This window comes from Dactylosporangium sp. CA-092794 (genome assembly GCF_050948465.1).
Classification (GTDB): domain Bacteria; phylum Actinomycetota; class Actinomycetes; order Mycobacteriales; family Micromonosporaceae; genus Dactylosporangium.
Genome location: NZ_CP192044.1, coordinates 8381542 through 8398759 on the forward strand (window position 1 = coordinate 8381542; position 17218 = coordinate 8398759).

The following is a 17218-nucleotide window of genomic DNA, read 5'->3' on the forward strand; positions in this document are numbered from 1 at the left end:
GAGAACTCATGCCCGCGTATACCAAGGCGGAGGCCCGCGACTGGGCCCGTGAACACCTGAAGGGCGTCATCAACGTCCTGATCCCGTCCTTCACCAACGACCTGCGGGGCATGAACGAGCAGGCGATCCGGCACGACGTACGCAAGCAGTTCGAGTACGGCTTCGCCGGCGCGCTGCTCGTCTCGGAGGTCAGCATCACGCTGCCCGAGTACCGGCGATTCTGCGAGATCGCCGCCGACGAGGCCGCCGGACGGCAACTGTTCGTGCACCACTCCAGCTGGAGCAATCTCGAGCACGCCCTCGAGGCGTTGCAGGTGGCCGAGGCGACCGGCGCCGAGCTCGTGCTCCTCTCGTACCCCCCGAACTTCTACCCGGAGTCCGAACAGGACATCTACGACTACACGAAGGCCATCTGCGACGCCACCGACCTCGCCGTGATGATGTTTCCGATGTACCTGTGGGGCTTCTCCCCGCGGATCCATCCCTCGGACATCCCGACGAGCGTCATCCGGCGGCTGATCGACGACTGCCCGAACATCGTCGCCATCAAGGCCGAGGGCGGATACCCGAGCATCATGGGCCTGATCGAGTGCCACCGGCTGTTCGGCGACGAGGTGGTGATCAGCTGCCCGATCGAGGCCGACCTGATCCCGTTGTCGCAGCTCATCCCGATCCAGGTCTCGGCCACCAGCGACCACGAGTACTACGGCCCGACCATCCCGGTAATCTTCGACCTGCTCGCCAAGGGCGACTACGACGAGGCGACCCGCCTCTACTGGCAGATCCACCCGGCCCGCAAAGCCAAGCAGGCCGTCGGCCCCCAGCTGCACGGCGGCTGGTTCATCAACCGGCAGGCCTGGAAGTTCGAGGGCTGGCTGCAGGGCTACAACGGCGGCCCGATGCGCGCACCCACGCAGCGGATCCACGATGCCCAGATGAACGCGCTGCGCAAGGGGCTCGTCGACTCGGGCCTCAATCCGAGCATGGACCCGTACCGCGACTTCTTCGTCGGCCGGAACCCGGCATGACCCTGTCCCTGCCCGAGACCGAACCCCGCGCGGCGACGGCATTGCGGATCGGCGACACCTGGCGGGAGGCCAGCTCGCGCCAGGTGCTGACCGTCGTCGACCCGGCCACCGAAGGCGTGATCGGCACCGTGGCGGACGCCACCCCCTCCGACGCCCTGCTGGCCCTCGACGCCGGGGCCGAAGCGGCGCGCACGTGGGCGCACTCGTCGCCGCGGATGCGCTCGGAGGTACTGCGCCGTACCTACGAGCTGATGATCGCCGACAAGGAGCGGCTGAGCCGGCTCATCACCGCCGAGAACGGCAAGTCCATTGCCGAGGCGCGGGCCGAGGTCGACTACTCGGCCGAGTTCTTCCGCTGGTACTCGGCCCAGGTGCTCGGCGCGGACGGAGAGTTGCGCACCGCTCCCGCCGGGAACAACCGGATCCTGGTCAGCCAGCACCCGATCGGCCCGGCCGTCCTCGTGACGCCGTGGAACTTTCCCTCCGCGATGGCCGCCCGGAAGCTGGCCCCCGCCATCGGGGCCGGATGCACGGCCGTGCTGAAACCTGCCCCGGAGACCCCGCTGAGCGCCGTCGCCCTGGCCGCGATCCTGGAACGAGCCGGCCTGCCGCCCGGCGTCGTCACCGTCCTGACCACCAGCGACGCGCCAGGGGTGGTCGGCGCGCTGCTGGCCGACCCCCGGGTCCGCAAGCTGTCGTTCACCGGCTCCACCGCCACCGGCCAGGCTCTGCTGCGCGCGGCCGCGGACGGCGTCATCTCCTGCTCCATGGAACTTGGCGGCAACGCGCCCTTCCTGGTACTCGCCAGCGCCGACCTTGACGTCGCGGTGGCGAGCGCTATGGCGGCCAAGCTGCGCAACGCAGGGCAGTCCTGCACCGCAGCCAACCGCTTCTACGTGCACGAGAGCGTGGCCGAGGAGTTCACTGCCCGGTTCTCCCGAGCCCTGAGCTCGGTCACCGTGGGAAACGGCCTCGACCCGGGCGTGGATCTCGGCCCGCTGATCAGCGGCACCGCCCGCGACAAGGTGACGGCCCTCGTCGAGAGGGCGCTCGCCCAGGGAGCCCGAACCACCACGGGCCATCGCTCCCTGCCCGACCGCGGTTTCTTCTGTTCCCCCACCTTGCTGACCGGCGTTCCCCCGGACGCGGAGATCCTGCGAACCGAGGTCTTCGGCCCGGTCGCCCCGGTCGTCACCTTCTCCGACACCGATGACGCCGTCCGGCTGGCCAACGACACCGACATGGGCCTGGTCGCCTTCGTCCACAGCGGCGACCTCGCCGAGGCCCTTGCCATCGCCGACCGTCTCGAAAGCGGCATGGTCGGCATCAACCGCGGCGTCGTCTCGGACCCCGCAGCTCCCTTCGGCGGCTGGAAACACAGCGGCCTGGGCCGCGAGGGCGGCCTCCACGGCTCGGCCGAGTACCTGGAACCCAAGTACATCGCCACCGCCTGGTGACCGTCCGCCCGCACCCGCACCGGCGTGGGGAACCGCGGTCGGGTCCTTACGCCGGTTTCCCGAGGCGGTCGGCGACGGCGGCCCGGCGCGACACGCCGAGCTTGGCGAAGATCCGGGTCATGTGGATGTTCACGGTGCGCGGGCTCAGATACAGCGCTTCGCCGATCTGGCGGTTGGTGAGACCCCGCGCGGCCAGTTCGGCGACCTGGCGCTCGCGCGGTGTGAGCGCGTCGGCGGGCTGCCCACCGGCCGTCGTGGCCGGCGCCGGACGCGGCTGCCGGGCATCCATCCGGCGCCGTTCGCGCAGCACCAGAGCGGCCTGTGCCGGTGCGCCGCACGCCTCGTAGAGCGCGCCGGCCTCGGTGAAGTGCCGGCGTGCCGAGTCCAGGTCGCCGGCCGTGCCGTAGGCCGTGGCGGCCGACAGGTGCGCGCGGGCCGCCATGAGCCGGTCGCCCGCCTCGTGCAGCAGCCGCACGGCGTGCAGCGCCTCGGTGGCGGCGGCCGCCGGGTCCGTCGGCAGCAGGGCGTGGGTGCGGGCGAGGTGGGCCAGCCCGGTCCGGCGCGGCAGACCGGCGGCGTGGGCGAACGCTCGATCGGCCCAGCCGGCCGCCGCCTCCGGCCGGCCCAGGGCCGCTTCGGCGGCGGCCAGCGTCTCGTACCAGTTGTTGCGCTCGATCCCGTCGACGCGCCACAGGCGCGGGCCGCCGCCTCCGGTGAGGATGAGCTCGATACAGGCGGCCGGATCGCCGGCATGGTGGTACGCGATGCCCAGCGCGCCGGCGGCCACCCCGGCGTTGGCGTGCCTGCCCTCGTCGGCGCAGGCGAGCGCCTCCTTGCCGAGGCGCACGGCCTCCTCGGTGTCGCCGGCCATGACGGCCAGCAGGCACTGGTCGCGCAGGGCGTTGCTGCGCTGCGCCGTGCTGCCGGTGAGGTACGCGGCGTCGAGCTCGTCGTCGAAGCATGCCGTGGCCCGGTCGAGACGGCCCAGGAGCAGGTTCGCCGTACCGAGCATCATGTGCAGGAACGCGACGACGTGGCTCTGGCCCGAGCTGCCGGCGACCCGCCGGGCCCGTTCCAGGTGACGGATCGCGCTGGGCAGCCGCTCCTGGTTGATCTCCGCCGCGCAGAGAAACCCGACCAGCTCGACGGTCTCGGCGAGCGCCCCGTCGGGCAGGGCGTCGATGATGGCGGTCGCCTCGTCGAGCCGGGCCGCGGTACCGGCGTCGACGCGGTCCGCCATGTGCTCGGCCATCACGCACATCGCGAGCGCCGCGGCGACCGGCGCCGGGTCGGGGTGCAGGCGGGCGGTCGCGAGCGCCTCGGCCGGCCAGTCCCGGTCGGCCTCCGGGTCGGCGCGCATCACCGCGCCGGCCGCCAGGCCGAGCTTGAGCAGCCGCGCCGCGACGCCGTCCTGGTCGGGCAACGCCGCCAGCTCGGCCAGCAGTTGCGCATGCGCCTCCTCGTGGCGGCCGATGAGCCGCTCGATCAACGCGCAGAACCCGGCGATCTGGGCATGCTGCTCGACCAGCTCGGCCGGCAGCAGCCGGCGCAACTCGTGCAGCCGGGCGCGGCTGTCCTCCAACCGGCCGACCAGCGCGGCGGCGCGGGCCCGCAGGCTCAGCAGGTCCAGCCGGACCAGCAGGGATTCGGGTGTGTCCGGGACCAGCCGCAGCGCGGCCTGCAGCCAGTGCCCGGCGGCAGCGGGCGCCGCGAAGAGGCTTGCGGCGGCCGCCTCCCGCAGCGCCTCGATGGCGTGCGCGTCGCCCCGCTTCGCGGAGCGCTCCAGGTGGTGCACCACCTCGGCGTTGGGTGCGCCCCACTCGGTCAGGGCGGCGGCCGCGCGGGCATGCGCGGCGATGCGCCAGCCCGCGCCGGCCAGGTCGTACGCGATCCGGCGGACCAGCGGGTGGCGGAACTCGAAGCGCCCGCCCACGGGCCGCTCCCGCAGCAGATCGTGGCGGACCAGCACGTCGAGCGCGGTCAACGCGCCGGCGAGGTCCAGCCCGGCGGTCCGCGCGATCAGGTCCGCGTCGACGCCGTCGCCGGCCACCGCGGCGCCCCAGGCGGTGCGCCGCTGGTCCGGGTCGAGCGCGACGAACTCGGCGACGAGGGCCGAGCGCACCGGCTCCGGGACGCCGGCCGCGCGGATCGCCGAGTCGAGCGCGGCCGCGGCCGGACCGGACTCGGCTTCGCCCCACGCGGCCAGCGCCTCCAGGTAGAACGGGTTACCGCCGCTGGCCGCGTAGAGCCGCTGCCGGTGGTCAGCGCCGAGGCCGGCCGGCAGGAGCCGGCCGGCCTCCGCCGGCGTCAGCGGTCCGAGCTCCATCCGCTCGACCCCGCCGTCCCGCGCCGCGCGCGCCAGCGCATGCCGCAGGCGGTGCGCGATCTGCCGCGGCCGGTGCGCCACGGCCAGCAGCACCCGGCCGTGCGGCGGGTGGCGCAACAGGTACTCCACGATCTCGGCCGAGCCGTCGTCGGCCCAATGCAGATCGTCGAGCACGAGCAGCAGCCCGGCGGGGCGGGAGAGCTCCTCCAGCAGGGTGCGGACCGCCCGATGCAGCTGGTACCGCTCGGTGATCAACGCTGTGTGCGGGTCGGCGATGGCCGGGAGCGGACCGTCGAGGTGCGGCTCGAGCGCGTCGCCGATGATGCTGAACGGTGCGTTCCGCTCCAACTCACCGGCCCGCCCGCGCAGCACCAGCCACCCGGATCGCCGCGCGCCGTCGCCGAGCTCGGCCAGCAGCCGCGTCTTGCCGATGCCCGGGTCGCCGGCGATCTCCACCGTCCGGGCCGGCCCCGCGCCGGCCGCCTCGACGAGCGCACCGAGGCGGATCAGCTCGGCCCGGCGCCCGACCAGCCGCGCCGGACGGTATTCCCGCGCGGCACCGACAACATGCTCACCGCCCGCTGCCCGCGTCACGCGCGCTGACCTCCCGTACCAAGCGAATTGCACCGATCTGTCGCATAGAGCATTTGCCAGATGCTAGCGCCCCACGCAGGCACCAGACTCGGCGCGGTTCGGCCTAAAAGGGTACGAACATTCCTCTCTACGGGAGCACTCACGCATGAGCACTCAACACGGCACGCCGGCATCGAGCCCGGGCATCTTCGAGGCGGCACCGGTGCGCCCGGCCACGCTCTCGACGGCGGTCTGGGGCAGCGTCGCCGTCGCACTGCTGTCGCTCGTCGGCGCGATCCTGATGATCGTCAAGGGCAAGGCGTCGATCGAGGCATACCTGGACGAGACCGCGGGCGCCGACCTCTCGGGTCTGGTCAAGGACGTGATGGCCGAACAGCTCGACGAGGCGTACCACCGTCTCGTCATCAAGGCCGGGGTCGCCATCGCGCTCGCGGTGCTCGTGCTGATCTTCGCCCTCACCGCGCGTGGCGGCTCGATGGTGGCGCGGATCCTGCTGACGGTGGCGCTCGTGGTGAACATGTGCGCGGGCAGCGGGCTGCAACTCGGCGACCGTGACGTGCTGCCGAGCGGCAGCGTGGCAATCGCCGCGCTCACACCGCTGCTGAGCCTGGTGATGATCGTGCTGCTCTTCCTGCCGGCGAACAACCGCTACGCCGCGGCCCGCGCGCGCGGCAGGTGACCGACGGTCGCGGCCCTCTCACCACCGTGGGAGGGCCACCGCCCCGGTGCCTCCCGCGGGCCCGGCAGTCCCCTACGCTTCGCCGGTGCGCTCGCCGGTCACGCGCGTCCGCGGCAGCCGCCCCGCGCGGGACTCGCCGGAGAGGGCATCGCCGTTGACGGTGACGTCGTAGACGAGGTTGAGCCGAAGCGGCCGGGTGATGCTCTGCCGCCAGGTGACGCGCCGGCCGGCCGGGCCGTCCTCGGCCACGATGTCCGTGAGAGGCGTGGTTTCGCCGCCACCGCTCGCGCTACCGCGGATCACACCATCCTCCTCCTCGAAGCGGTATTCGGCCTCGATGGTGCCGACGGGCGTCTTCATGCGCAGCAGCCAGGTTCCGGCGATGGTGCTCATTGTTTGGTACCTTCCGTCGGCCGGGCCGCAAGCGGGCGCGTGCTCTTCCAGGTGGTCCCGCGGCGCTCGTACTCGAACAGTTCCTCGACCGCGTGCGCGGTGTGCGAGCCGAAGTCACGTTCGAGCAGGTAGAGGGCCACGTCGAGGCCAGAGGTGACGCCGCCGCCGCTGATGAGGTCGCCGTCGTCCACCACACGAGCACGGACGGCGTTCACCCCCGTGGCGTCGAGCATGTCGATGCCGAGCACGTGCGTGGTCGCGGTGCGGCCTTCGAGGAGGCCGGCCATCGCCAGTGCGAGCGAACCCCCGCAGTACGCCGCGACGGTGACGTCCGGGTTGTCGAGCGCACGGCGGATCAGGGGCATCGCGTCGCTCGATGCGAACCGGCCCAGGAGCACGGGGATGGTCTCGTCCCCGGCGTCGGGGTCTCCATCGACGGGACCGACCGCCCCTGGGACCAGCACATAGCCGGGCACGTCCGGGTCGAGCACGGCGGTGGCCGCCAGCGTGATCCGGGGGTTGCCGGATCGCACGACGCCGGGACCGCTCGCGCTGACGAGCTCCACCGCGAGCGCGCCGCCGAGGAACTCGCTCCCGGCGGTCAGCGCCTCGAACGGTGCGACGACGTCGAGCGGGTCGAACCCGTCGAAGAGCACGAACTGGACGTTGACCTGGGGCATGAATGATCCCTTCCGCTGGGCGCACCCCTCTATGTTCACGATCCCGCGCCGGGCGGAGCAATGACTATCGCGACAGGAATCACCTGAATCTGGCCAACCGCGAATGCCTTATGGTTTGGGGATGTACACCGTGGTTGTGCTCGCATTGCCGGATGCGATTGCCTTCGATATGGCCACGCCCATCGAGACCTTCGGACGTGTGCGCCTGCCGGACGGCCGCCCCGGATACCGGATCGTCGTCGCCGGCTCCGAGTCGTCGGTCCAGGCCGGTCCGCTGCGGCTGGCGATCGATGAGGGGCTGGACGCGCTCGAGCGCGCCGATCTCATCGTGGTGCCGGGACGGAACGACCCGTTGCGGCCGTCGCCGCCCGCCGTCCTCGCGGCCCTGCGGGCCGGGGCGGAGCGCGGGACGCCGATCGCGTCGATCTGCGTCGGCGCGTTCACGCTGGCCGAGGCGGGCCTGCTCGACGGCCGGCACGCGACGACCCACTGGCTCGCCGCGGACGAGCTCGCGCGCCGGCATCCAGCCGTCCGGATGGACCCCGACGTGCTCTACACGGACACCGGGGACATCCTGACGTCGGCGGGAGCCGCGTCCGGTCTCGACCTCTGCCTGCACATCGTCCAGCGTGATTACGGAATGGCCGTCGCGGCGGACGCCGCCCGCCTTGCCGTCGCGCCGCTGCACCGGCCGGGAGGACAGGCGCAGTACATCGTCCGGAACCGTGCGACCCATCGGACGTCGACGCTTGAGCGGGCGCTCTCGTGGATCGAGGCGAACGCGCATCGCGACCTCATGCTCGCGGACATCGCCCGGGCGGCGGGCATGAGCGTGCGCACGCTGACCCGCCGGTTCAAGGACGAGACGGGGCAGAGCCCTATGCAGTGGGTGGCGGGGGTGCGCATCCGTCACGCGCAGGAACTGCTCGAAACCACGGACCACACCGTGGATCGGATCGCCGCCCAGACCGGGTTCCCCACGACGAGCAACTTCCGTTCCCAGTTCGGACAGGTCCTCGGCGTCACACCCGGCGCGTACCGCAAGGTGTTCCGCCCGCGGGCGTCGAGGGCGTGACCGGCCGGGTCGTGCCACCTCCCGGCCTTCGCCGGCCGCCGCCACGCTACGGGCCTCATCGATCGGCCGACAGTTCCGCCCGTTCCGGGACCTGCGCCGCGACCGGCGCGGCGGCGGGCCTGCGGAGCAGGACGAGCACCAGGATCCCGGCGACCAGGGCGGTTCCGGAGGCGACCAGCATGGTCGCGTTCAGCCCGTCGGCGAACCCGGCCGGCGAGCCGTGCCCGGCGGCGATCCGGTCGGTGAAGACGGTACCGAAGACCGCGACGCCGAGTGCGAGCCCGAGCTGGCGGAACGTGTTGAGCGTCCCGCCGGCCATCCCGCTGCGCTCGCGCGGCACCTCGGCCAGCACCGCGGAGGCGTTCGAGGGCAGCACGCAGCCGACGCCGAGACCGGCCACGATCAGTCCGGGGATCAGGATCGCGCCGGTGCTGTCCGTGCCGATCCGGGCCTGCAGCAGGTCACCGGCGGCGATCAGGAGCAGGCCGAGGCCGACGGTCCAGCGTGGGGCGATCCGCTGCAGGAACCGGCCGGCGGCCGCGCCGACGACCAGGGCGGCGGCGGCCATCGGGAGGGCGCCGTACAGGCCGGCGTCGACCGGGCCGTTTCCGAGCACCTGCTGCAGCCAGACGGTGCTGAACGCCAGGTAGCCGAACGCGGCGGCCTGGGTCAGGAACGCCGCGACGATCAGCACGGTGAACGGCGCCCGGCGGAACAGGGTCAGGTCGAGCATCGGGTGGTCCGAGCGGGCTTCGGCGATCAGGAACAGGACCAGGGCGACCAGGCCGGCGGCGAACGCGGCCAGGGCCACGCCGTCGGTCCAGCCGGCGTCACCGGCGCGGATCAGGCCGTACGTCACGGCGGCCGCCGCCACGGTGAAGCTGATCGTGCCGGGCAGGTCGAAGCGGCCACCCCGCGGCGCCCGGGACTCGCTCACCCCGCGCATCGTGAACCAGACCGCGACCAGGCAGACCGGCAGGTTGACCAGGAACACCCAGCGCCAGCCGAGGTGCTCGGTGAGCAGGCCGCCGGCGATCGGGCCGGCCGCGGCGGCGGCGCCGTTGACCGCGCCCCAGACGCCGAAGGCGACGCCCCGGTCGTGGCCGTGGTAGGTGACGTTGAGCAGGGCGGCGGTGCACGCGAACATGGCCGCGCCGCCGAGGCCCTGCAGGATCCGGGCGGCGATCAGGGCCTGCTCGTTCGGGGCGACCGCGCAGAGCAGCGAGGAGATCGCGAAGACGCCGACGCCGATCAGGTAGGTGCGGCGGCGGCCGAACCGGTCGGCGAGCGAGCCGGCGCCGAGCACCAGGGCGGCCAGGGACAGGGCGTACCCGTCGATGACCCACTGCAGGTCGGTGTAGTCCGCCCGGAAGTCGTCGGAGATCGCCGGCAGGGCGACGACGACAATGAGGACGTCCACCAGCAGCAGGAAGGTGCCGAGGCAGACGGCGATCAGTGGTGACCATTTGCGCATGCACTGCAGGATGCCGGTTCACACATCATTTTTCCCAGCCAGATGCTCCATTTCTGCGGATCTCGACATTCGGTAGGCTGATGCTGTGGAAATCGACGAGCTGGACCGGCAGGTGACGCACGCGCTGCGGATCAACGGCCGGGCCGGGTACCGGGAGATCGGCACGGTGCTCGGCGTCTCCGACCAGACGGTCGCCCGGCGATACCGCCGGTTGCGCGCCGAGGCGGGCGTTCGGGTCGTCGGCCTGCCCAACCCCATCGAGCTGGGGTACGAGACCTGGTTGATCCGCCTGCGCGCCGCCCCGGACTCGGCGCTGCCGATCGCCGGCGCGCTGGCCCGCCGCCCGGACACCGGCTGGGTGTCGATCACCTCGGGCGGTACCGAGATCGCCTGCACCGTGCGGGTGCCGGCCGCGGTCGACCGGGAGACCCTGCTGCTGCAGAAGCTGCCCCGGACCCCGCGGGTGACCTCGGTCAGCGCGCACTGCGTGATCCACCAGTTCGTCGGCGGGGCGGTCGGCCCGGACCTGCACGACGACGCGCTGACCGCCGAGCAGATCGCCGCGCTGACCCCGCTCCGGGCGGCGCGGGGCGGTGACCGGTCGGCGGCGCACCTCACCCCCGCGGACGCGCCGCTGCTGGAGGCGCTCGCCTGGGACGGGCGGCTCAGCTACGCGGAGCTGGCGGCCACCACCGGCTGGCCGGAGTCGACCACCCGCCACCGGGTGCAGGAGCTGTTCGAGTCCGGGTCGCTCTACACCGACGTGGAGATCGAGCCGGAGCTGTACGGGTTCCGCGCCCCGGTCCTGCTCTGGCTGACGGTGACCCCGCCCCGGCTGGCGGCGGTCGGTGCGGCGCTCCGCGAGCACGAGGAGATCGTCTTCGCGGCGGCCACCACCGGGCAGACGAACGTGCAGGCCCTCGCGATCTGCCGGGACATGCCGGAGTTCTACCGGTACCTGACCGAGAAGCTGGGCTCGCTGGGCGGTGTGGAGCGGATCGAGTCGGAGCCGCTGCTCCGACACGTCAAGCAGCTCGGCACGGTGCGTTGACCCGAACGAGATGCTGACAACGTCCGGCCCTTCGCCTACCGGCTCATCCCTGCGAACCACCCGGCAAACCACCCCGCGCCCGTTGAGCCCATCGGCTGGTAAGGCACCTCAAGCGGCAGGTGATAGTTGAGTGAGAGGCCGAAGGCGGGAGGCGCACCGTGATGCTCGGGAAGCGGGTGTTCGCAAACCGTGTGGACGCCGGGCGGCAGCTTGCCCGCAAGCTGGCCGACCTGCGCGGTCAGAACGTCGTGGTGCTGGGTCTGCCGCGCGGTGGTGTACCGGTGGCATATCAGGTCGCCGCGGCACTCCGGGCTCCGCTGGATGTGATCATCGTGCGGAAGCTCGGACTCCCGGAGCAGCCCGAGCTCGGCATGGGCGCGATCGGTGAGGACGGTGTCCGGGTGCTCAACCCGCGGGTGATCAGCCTCGCCGGCGTTTCCACCGACGAGTTGGCGGAGGTCGAAGAGTCCGAACGGGTGGTGCTGAGCGGCCGTGCGCGGTGGCTGCGCGGGGATCGCCCTGCGGAGGGCTTCGCCGGGCGTACCGCGGTGATCGTCGACGACGGCATCGCCACCGGCTCCACCGTCCGGGCCGCCTGCGAGGTGGCCCGGGCCCGGGGCGCGGCCCGTGTCGTCCTGGCCGTTCCGGTGGCGCCGGCCGACCTGATCGAGCCGCTGCGCCGGGTGGCCGACGCCGTGGTCTGCGTGCGGACGCCGAGCCGGCTGTCGTCGATCAGCCAGTGGTACGCCGACTTCACCCCTACCTCGGACGACGAGGTCCACGAGTTGCTCGTCCGGGCGGCCGCCCATCGGGTGTCCCCCACGGCGCCGGCCGGGACCCGGCGGGCCGGCGGCTTGCCCGGGCGCGACGAGGAGGTCGCGATCCCGCTCGGCGACTGGAGCCTCGCCGGACACCTCACGCTCCCTCCGGACGCGACCGGACTGGTGCTGTTCGCCCATGGCAGCGGCAGCAGCCGCCACAGTTCACGCAACCGGTACGTGGCCCTGATCCTCAACCAGGCCGGCCTGGGCACCCTGCTGTTCGACCTGCTCACGCCGGGCGAGGCGGCCGACCGGGCCAACGTGTTCGACATCGAACTGCTCGCCGAGCGCCTCACCGGGGTCAGCGCCTGGGCGCATGACCAGCCCTGGGGTCATGACCTGAGCATCGGCTGGTTCGGCGCCAGCACGGGCGCCGGGGCCGCGCTGTGGGCCGCCGCCGAGCCGCACGCCGGTGTCGCCGCGATCGTCTCCAGGGGCGGCCGCCCCGATCTGGCCGCCCGGCGGCTGCCTGCCGTCACCGCGCCCACGCTGCTCATCGTCGGCGGGCTGGACACGCAGGTGCTCGCGCTGAACCGCGCCGCGCAAGCCGAGCTGCGATGCCCCAGCGAGCTCGTCGTGGTACCCGGCGCCACCCACCTGTTCGAAGAGCCCGGCACCCTGACCGCCGCGGCCCGCCACGCCGAGAGCTGGTTCACCACGCACCTGCGTCATGTGGCGCGCGCGGGCCGTACACCAGGCTGAGCACCTCGGCGGCGATCCGTGCCGCGAGCCGGTCGGCGGCCTCGGCCACGCCGGGCGAGAGCCCCGTGCCGAAGTCCGTGTCGGCGGCCTCGACGCCGTAGACGACCAGGCGGGCGGGGAGCCGCCCGAGTGTCCGGGCCAGCGTCACGGCGTCGCCCGGGTCGACGGCGTGCGTGCTGGTCGGCGGGCCGCACGACTCCGGCGGCGGCGCCGCCGTGCGGTGGATGCGGCCCGGGTGCGGCGGGTCGGCGCGGACGGCGTCGACGAGGATGGCGAGGCGACGGCGCTGCCACAGCAGGATGAGCGCGCCGGCCTCGCCGTCGCTCTCGGCGAGCACGTCGCTCGGCAGGCCGGCGGCGCGGAGCCGCTGGATGACGGCGGGGCCGATGCCGTCGTCGCGCCGGTAGGGGTTGCCGATGCCGATGACCACGACGGGGGGTCTCATCGGCGTTCCACGGTGAGGTCGAGAAAGTGCGTGGCGCAGGAGATGCACGGGTCGTAGTTGCGGATGGCCTGCTCGCAGGCGGCGGTGAGCCGGGCGTCGTCGAGGTGCAGGCGGTCCTGGACGAACCGGCGCAGGTCGTCCTCGATGGCCGGCTGGTTCTGCGAGGTGGGCGGCACGATGCGGGCCGTGCCGATGGTGCCGTCGGCGTCGATGGTGTACCGGTGGAACAGCGCGCCGCGGGGCGCCTCGGTCGCGCCGTAGCCGGTCGCCGCGCGCGGCGGGACGGGCTCGTGCGCCGGCGCCGGGGGCTCGTAGGCGTCGATGAGCCGCAGCGCCTCGTCGACAGCGTAGACGAGCTCGACCGCGCGGACGGCGATGCTGCGGAACGGGTTGTCGCAGACCGGCCCGAGGCCGGCCGCGGACGCCGCCTCGCGGGCCAGCGGCGACAGGACGGCGGCGTTCAGCGCGTAGCGGGCGAGGGGCCCGGTCAGGTAGGCGCCGCCGCCGGCGAGCCGGGCGTGCAGGGCGGTCGAGTACGGTACCTGGGACTCCACGACGTGCCGCTCGAAGTCGCGCACCGGGAACGACCGGCCGCCCGACGTGCGAGGCTCGCCGCGGTCGATGGGGTACCGCCGGGGATCGGTCAGGGCGAGCAGCTCGTGGCCGACGGTGAAGTCCGCGAACTCGAATCCGGCGACCCAGTCGACGGTGGCCAGGGCGTGGTCGAGGGCCGGGCGCAGCGTGTCGCGGGCCAGTGCGCGCAGCTCGCCCGGCTCGGGGGCGCGGTGGAAGCCGCCGACGCGGACGTTGATCGGGTGGATGGCGCGGCCGCCGACGAGCTCGAGGATGGCGTTGCCGGCCTGCTTCAGGGCCAGCCCGCGCTCGACGGCGGCGCGGTGGTCGCGGGCCATCTCCACGACGCCGGGGTAGCCGAGGAAGTCGGGGGCGTGCAGCAGGTAGACGTGCAGGGCGTGGCTGGCGATCCACTCGCCGCAGTACAGCAGCCGCCGCAGCTCGGCGACGCGCTCGCCGACCGCCACCCCGCACGCGTCCTCGAGGGCGAGGCAGGCGCTCATCTGGTACGCCACCGGGCAGATCCCGCAGATGCGGGCGGTGATGTCCGGCGGTTCGGTGTGCCCCCGGCCGCGCAGGAACGCCTCGAAGAACCGCGGCGGCTCGTAGATGCGCAGCCGCACGTCGGTCACGGTGGCGCCGTCCACCCGCACGTACATCGCCCCCTCGCCCTCGACCCGGGCGAGGGACGCGACCCGCAGCGCGCGGTCGTTGCGATGGCTCACGCCCGCTCTCCTTGCTCGGCGGCGGCCTGGAACTCGGGACGGGCGACGTGGTAGGTGCGGAACACCCGGGCCACGTCCTGCGGCGACATGCCGTGCTCGCGCAGCGAGGCGACGATGGCGTCGGTGTTCGGCTGCGCCATCGGGCCGAAGCAGCCGTAGCAGCCGCGGCCGTAGGCCGGGCAGAGGGCGCCGCAGCCGGCCCGGGTGACCGGGCCGAGGCACGGCGTGCCGTGCGCGACGGTGACGCACGTGGTACCGCGGACCTTGCACTCCTGGCAGACGCTGTGCACCGGCAGATTCGGGCGCCGGCCCATGAGCACGGCGGTGAGCAGGTCGATGAGCTGCCCGCGGTCGATCGGGCAGCCGGGCAGCTCCAGGTCCACCCGCACGTGTGCCGAGATCGGCGTCGAGCGGGCCAGGGTCTCGACGTACCCCGGCTTCGCATAGACGATCGACCGGAACTGCTCGACGTCGGCGAGGTTGCGCAGCGCCTGCACGCCGCCGGCGTTGGCGCATGCGCCGATCGTGACCAGCGTGGCGGACTGTTCCCGGATCCGCTCGATCCGCCGCACGTCGGCCTCGGTCGTGACCGAGCCCTCGACCAGCGACACGTCGTAGGGACCCGCCACGGTGGCGCTGGAGGCCTCCAGGAAGTGGGCGATGTCGTAGCGCCCGGCGAGCGGCAGCAGCTCGTCCTCGCAGTCGAGCAGGGTGAGCTGGCAGCCGTCGCAGGAGGCGAACTTCCACACCGCCAGCTTCAGCTTGTCCATCACAACTCCTTCACCGACAGCAGCGGCAGGGCGGTCGAGCAGGCGGCCACCGGCCCGTCCCGGCACAGCAGCAGCGGGCCGAGCTGGCAGTGGCCGCAGTGGCCGATGCCACAGTGCATGTTCCGCTCCAGCGACAGCCACACCCGCTCGGCAGGAATGCCGCGGTCGAGCAGGCCGCGGGCGGCGAAGCGCATCATGACCTCGGGTCCGCACACGAACCCGGCGGTGCGGGCCGGGTCGGTGCGCAGCTCCTCGAAGAGCGCGGTCACCACGCCGACCCGGCCGGTCCAGCCGGCGGCGGCCCGGTCGACGGTGGTGGCGACCTCGACGCCGGCCGCGCGCCATTCGTCGTACTCACCCGGGTACAGCAGGTCGCCGGGGGTCCGGGCGCCGATGAGCACCGCGACGCGCCCGTAGCGGTCGCGGTCGGCGGCGGCGTGCCGCACGAGCGGGCGCAGCGGCGCCAGGCCCAGCCCGCCGGCGACCACGACGAGGTCGGCCCCGGCCGGGGCGGGCAGCACCCAGCCCCGGCCGAACGGCCCGCGCACCCCCAGCGTCGCGCCGGGCCTGGCCGCGCACAGCGCGCCGCTGGTCGCGCCGACCGCCCGCACGGTGTGCAGCAGGCCGCCGGCGCCGAACCGCCCGGAGACGGAGATCGGCACCTCGCCGACGCCGAACGCGTACAGCATCGCGAACTGCCCGGGGCGGAAGACCGGCAGCGGCTCGTCGACCGGCTGGAGGGCGAGGGTGACCGTGTCCGCGGTCTCCTCGACGCGCTCGGCGACCCGGTACCGGGCCGGGGTCATGGTGCTCATACCGGCGCCCGGTACAGGTCGAGCAGCCGCACGCGGGTGGCCTGCATCCGGTCCACGACGACGGCCATGAAGCGGGTGGTCAGCTCGTAGCCGAGCTGCGGGTCGGCGGCGCAGAGGCCGCGCAGGCCCGGCCCGTCGAGGGCGATGGCCAGCACCGGGCCGACGGTGACCGCGCCGAAATGCCAGCGGTACGGCGGGAAGAGCCACGACCAGCCCAGCACGCTGCCCGGGCCGAGCGTCTCGACGATCACGTCGCCGCGCCCGGGGACGGCGGTGTCCAGGTTGACGAAGCCCTCGCGGATGAGCCAGCAGTGCTCGGCCCGGCCGTTCTCGTCGAAGATCCGCGTCGCGGCCGGGAACGGTGCGCGGTGTGCCCAGTGCGACAGCCGCTCCAGGTGGCGGGGCTGCAGCCCGGCCAGGAAGGGGTGCGCGGCCAGCAGGTCGTAGGTGGTGATCACGGCAGGCCTCCCGGGTCCGCGGGCGGATGGGCGTGCAGGGCGTGCAGTTCGGCGGTGACGTCGATGCCGACCGGGCACCAGGCGATGCAGCGGCCGCAGCCGACGCAGCCGGACTCGCCGAACTGGTCGTGCCAGGTGCCGAACTTGTGGCTGAGCCACTGCCGGTAGCGGGCGTCGCGCGTGTGGCGCACCGGCCCGCCGTGCAGGAGGCTGAAGTCGAGGTCGAAGCAGGACTCCCAGGTCTCCCACCGCTCGGCGTGCTCGCCGGTCAGGTCGGTCGTGTCGGTGACCGAGGTGCAGAAGCAGGTCGGGCACACCATCGTGCAGTTGCCGCAGGCCAGGCAGCGCTCCGCCACGTCGGCCCACTGCGCGTCCTCGCGGTGCCCGGCCAGCAGCGTGCGCAGGTCGGTCTCGGGCAGTGTGCGGCCCATCCGGTCCGCGGCGGCGTCCACCGCGCTCGCCGCGGCCGCCACGTCGCCGTCGGACGCGGGCGCGGACGGCACCCGCCGCAGCAGCGCCTCCCCCTCGGCGGAGCCGGCGCCGGCCAGGTAGGTGCCGTCGGGCCGCTCGGTGAGCACGAGGTCGTAGCCCGTGTCCGCGCCGGGACCACCGCCCGCGGACACGCAGAAACAGGTCCCGCCCGGCTCGGTGCAGTTGACCGCGACGATGAGCATGTTCGCGCGGCGCGCGGCGTAGCGGCCGCCGTCGCCGAGGACGTGATCGAGGACGCCGATCGCGCGCAGGTCGCAGGAGCGCACGCCGAACAGCGCCAGCCGGCGCGGCGGCGATCCGCCGTCCTCGACGGTGAACCCGTCCTTGCCGCTGGTGGCCGACCACAGCCGCTCCCGGGGCGGGTGCAGCACCTGTTTCCACGACTGCGGGCCCGAGGTGTGGGTGAACGCGAGCCGCTCGTCGCCGGGGCGCAGCCGGTAGGTGCCCGCCTCGACCTCGGTGCGCCGGCCGTAGGGCAGCCGGGCCGCCCCGTCGATCTCGGCCAGCACGATCGCGCCGTCGCGCACGGTCGGCCCGACCACGGCGCGGCCGTCGGCGCGCAGCGCGGCGATCAGGTCGTCCAGGCCCGGCAGCAGTACCGGGCCGAGGTCGGTCATCGCGGTCCTCCCGGGAGAGACTCTTCTGCCCATCGCAACGCGA

The 17218-nt window shown here is 73.5% G+C and carries 16 protein-coding genes; 6 read left to right on the forward strand and 10 right to left on the reverse strand.

What is annotated here, in order from left to right; genetic code table 11:
* Window positions 1–8: 8 nt before the first annotated feature.
* Both ACQPXD_RS35930 and ACQPXD_RS35935 read left to right on the forward strand, forming a co-directional pair.
* A complete protein-coding gene (locus tag ACQPXD_RS35930) occupies window positions 9–1028 on the forward strand; it encodes a dihydrodipicolinate synthase family protein (RefSeq protein ID WP_432825934.1) in 1020 nt (339 codons plus the stop codon).
* Window positions 1025–2485: an NAD-dependent succinate-semialdehyde dehydrogenase gene (locus ACQPXD_RS35935; RefSeq protein WP_432825936.1), complete on the forward strand. Its 1461-nt coding sequence runs from the start codon at window positions 1025–1027 to the stop codon at window positions 2483–2485. The genes ACQPXD_RS35930 and ACQPXD_RS35935 overlap by 4 nt, the downstream gene beginning before the upstream one ends.
* A 46-nt stretch (window positions 2486–2531) precedes the next feature.
* On the opposite strand, the gene ACQPXD_RS35940 is transcribed toward ACQPXD_RS35935, so the two are convergent.
* The gene (locus ACQPXD_RS35940; protein WP_432825938.1) at window positions 2532–5405 is read right to left on the reverse strand and encodes a helix-turn-helix transcriptional regulator; all 2874 of its coding nucleotides are present in this window, start codon (window positions 5403–5405) and stop codon (window positions 2532–2534) included.
* A gap of 145 nt (window positions 5406–5550) precedes the next feature.
* Between ACQPXD_RS35940 and ACQPXD_RS35945 the strand changes: the two genes are divergently transcribed.
* Window positions 5551–6084: a hypothetical protein gene (locus ACQPXD_RS35945; protein WP_432825940.1), complete on the forward strand. Its 534-nt coding sequence runs from the start codon at window positions 5551–5553 to the stop codon at window positions 6082–6084.
* Window positions 6085–6156: 72 nt separating this feature from the next.
* Here the strand turns inward: ACQPXD_RS35945 and ACQPXD_RS35950 are convergent, their stop codons facing one another.
* Complete coding sequence (locus tag ACQPXD_RS35950) at window positions 6157–6477, reverse strand: hypothetical protein (protein ID WP_432825942.1); 321 nt, start codon at window positions 6475–6477, stop codon at window positions 6157–6159.
* On the reverse strand, window positions 6474–7157 hold the full coding sequence (locus ACQPXD_RS35955) for a DJ-1/PfpI family protein (protein WP_432825944.1): 684 nt from the start codon (window positions 7155–7157) through the stop codon (window positions 6474–6476). The genes ACQPXD_RS35950 and ACQPXD_RS35955 overlap by 4 nt, the downstream gene beginning before the upstream one ends.
* A 103-nt stretch (window positions 7158–7260) precedes the next feature.
* Between ACQPXD_RS35955 and ACQPXD_RS35960 the strand changes: the two genes are divergently transcribed.
* The gene (locus tag ACQPXD_RS35960) at window positions 7261–8232 is read left to right on the forward strand and encodes a GlxA family transcriptional regulator (RefSeq protein WP_432825946.1); all 972 of its coding nucleotides are present in this window, start codon (window positions 7261–7263) and stop codon (window positions 8230–8232) included.
* A 55-nt stretch (window positions 8233–8287) separates the two neighbouring features.
* Here ACQPXD_RS35960 and ACQPXD_RS35965 read toward each other — a convergent pair whose 3' ends face one another.
* Window positions 8288–9706 carry an MFS transporter gene (locus ACQPXD_RS35965; protein ID WP_432825948.1) on the reverse strand — a complete coding sequence of 473 codons (1419 nt, stop codon included), beginning with the start codon at window positions 9704–9706 and terminating at the stop codon, window positions 8288–8290.
* An 85-nt stretch (window positions 9707–9791) separates the two neighbouring features.
* On the opposite strand from ACQPXD_RS35965, the gene ACQPXD_RS35970 reads away from it, so the two are divergent.
* Both ACQPXD_RS35970 and ACQPXD_RS35975 read left to right on the forward strand, forming a co-directional pair.
* A complete protein-coding gene (locus ACQPXD_RS35970; RefSeq protein ID WP_432825950.1) occupies window positions 9792–10757 on the forward strand; it encodes an Lrp/AsnC family transcriptional regulator in 966 nt (321 codons plus the stop codon).
* Between the two features lie 176 nt (window positions 10758–10933).
* Window positions 10934–12280: a phosphoribosyltransferase family protein gene (locus tag ACQPXD_RS35975; RefSeq protein ID WP_432825952.1), complete on the forward strand. Its 1347-nt coding sequence runs from the start codon at window positions 10934–10936 to the stop codon at window positions 12278–12280.
* Here ACQPXD_RS35975 and ACQPXD_RS35980 read toward each other — a convergent pair.
* From ACQPXD_RS35980 to ACQPXD_RS36005, 6 genes are read right to left on the reverse strand one after another with little or no spacing between them, the layout of a single operon-like run.
* Window positions 12231–12725, reverse strand: coding sequence for a hydrogenase maturation protease (locus ACQPXD_RS35980; protein WP_432825954.1), 495 nt, complete (start codon window positions 12723–12725; stop codon window positions 12231–12233). The genes ACQPXD_RS35975 and ACQPXD_RS35980 overlap by 50 nt on opposite strands.
* The gene (locus tag ACQPXD_RS35985; protein ID WP_432825956.1) at window positions 12722–14023 is read right to left on the reverse strand and encodes a Ni/Fe hydrogenase subunit alpha; all 1302 of its coding nucleotides are present in this window, start codon (window positions 14021–14023) and stop codon (window positions 12722–12724) included. Before ACQPXD_RS35985 ends, ACQPXD_RS35980 begins: the two co-directional genes overlap by 4 nt.
* Window positions 14020–14793: an oxidoreductase gene (locus ACQPXD_RS35990; RefSeq protein ID WP_432825958.1), complete on the reverse strand. Its 774-nt coding sequence runs from the start codon at window positions 14791–14793 to the stop codon at window positions 14020–14022. The genes ACQPXD_RS35985 and ACQPXD_RS35990 overlap by 4 nt, the downstream gene beginning before the upstream one ends.
* Window positions 14793–15608 (reverse strand): FAD/NAD(P)-binding protein, encoded by an 816-nt coding sequence (locus ACQPXD_RS35995; protein ID WP_432825959.1) that lies wholly within the window; start codon window positions 15606–15608, stop codon window positions 14793–14795. Before ACQPXD_RS35995 ends, ACQPXD_RS35990 begins: the two co-directional genes overlap by 1 nt.
* Window positions 15605–16066, reverse strand: a complete 462-nt coding sequence (locus ACQPXD_RS36000) for a Crp/Fnr family transcriptional regulator (protein ID WP_432825961.1) — start codon at window positions 16064–16066, stop codon at window positions 15605–15607. Before ACQPXD_RS36000 ends, ACQPXD_RS35995 begins: the two co-directional genes overlap by 4 nt.
* Complete coding sequence (locus ACQPXD_RS36005) at window positions 16063–17175, reverse strand: 4Fe-4S dicluster domain-containing protein (protein WP_432825963.1); 1113 nt, start codon at window positions 17173–17175, stop codon at window positions 16063–16065. The genes ACQPXD_RS36000 and ACQPXD_RS36005 overlap by 4 nt, the downstream gene beginning before the upstream one ends.
* Window positions 17176–17218 lie beyond the last annotated feature (43 nt).

Coding starts and splice junctions, on each gene's coding strand:
- ACQPXD_RS35945 (WP_432825940.1), top strand. CDS start 5,551: ATGAGCACTCAACACGGCACGCCGGCATCGAGCCCGGGCATCTTCGAG.
- ACQPXD_RS35980 (WP_432825954.1), bottom strand. CDS start 12,725: ATGAGACCCCCCGTCGTGGTCATCGGCATCGGCAACCCCTACCGGCGC.
- ACQPXD_RS35995 (WP_432825959.1), bottom strand. CDS start 15,608: ATGAGCACCATGACCCCGGCCCGGTACCGGGTCGCCGAGCGCGTCGAG.
- ACQPXD_RS35930 (WP_432825934.1), top strand. CDS start 9: ATGCCCGCGTATACCAAGGCGGAGGCCCGCGACTGGGCCCGTGAACAC.
- ACQPXD_RS36005 (WP_432825963.1), bottom strand. CDS start 17,175: ATGACCGACCTCGGCCCGGTACTGCTGCCGGGCCTGGACGACCTGATC.
- ACQPXD_RS35965 (WP_432825948.1), bottom strand. CDS start 9,706: ATGCGCAAATGGTCACCACTGATCGCCGTCTGCCTCGGCACCTTCCTG.
- ACQPXD_RS35955 (WP_432825944.1), bottom strand. CDS start 7,157: ATGCCCCAGGTCAACGTCCAGTTCGTGCTCTTCGACGGGTTCGACCCG.
- ACQPXD_RS35960 (WP_432825946.1), top strand. CDS start 7,261: ATGCCTTATGGTTTGGGGATGTACACCGTGGTTGTGCTCGCATTGCCG.
- ACQPXD_RS35990 (WP_432825958.1), bottom strand. CDS start 14,793: ATGGACAAGCTGAAGCTGGCGGTGTGGAAGTTCGCCTCCTGCGACGGC.
- ACQPXD_RS35935 (WP_432825936.1), top strand. CDS start 1,025: ATGACCCTGTCCCTGCCCGAGACCGAACCCCGCGCGGCGACGGCATTG.
- ACQPXD_RS35950 (WP_432825942.1), bottom strand. CDS start 6,477: ATGAGCACCATCGCCGGAACCTGGCTGCTGCGCATGAAGACGCCCGTC.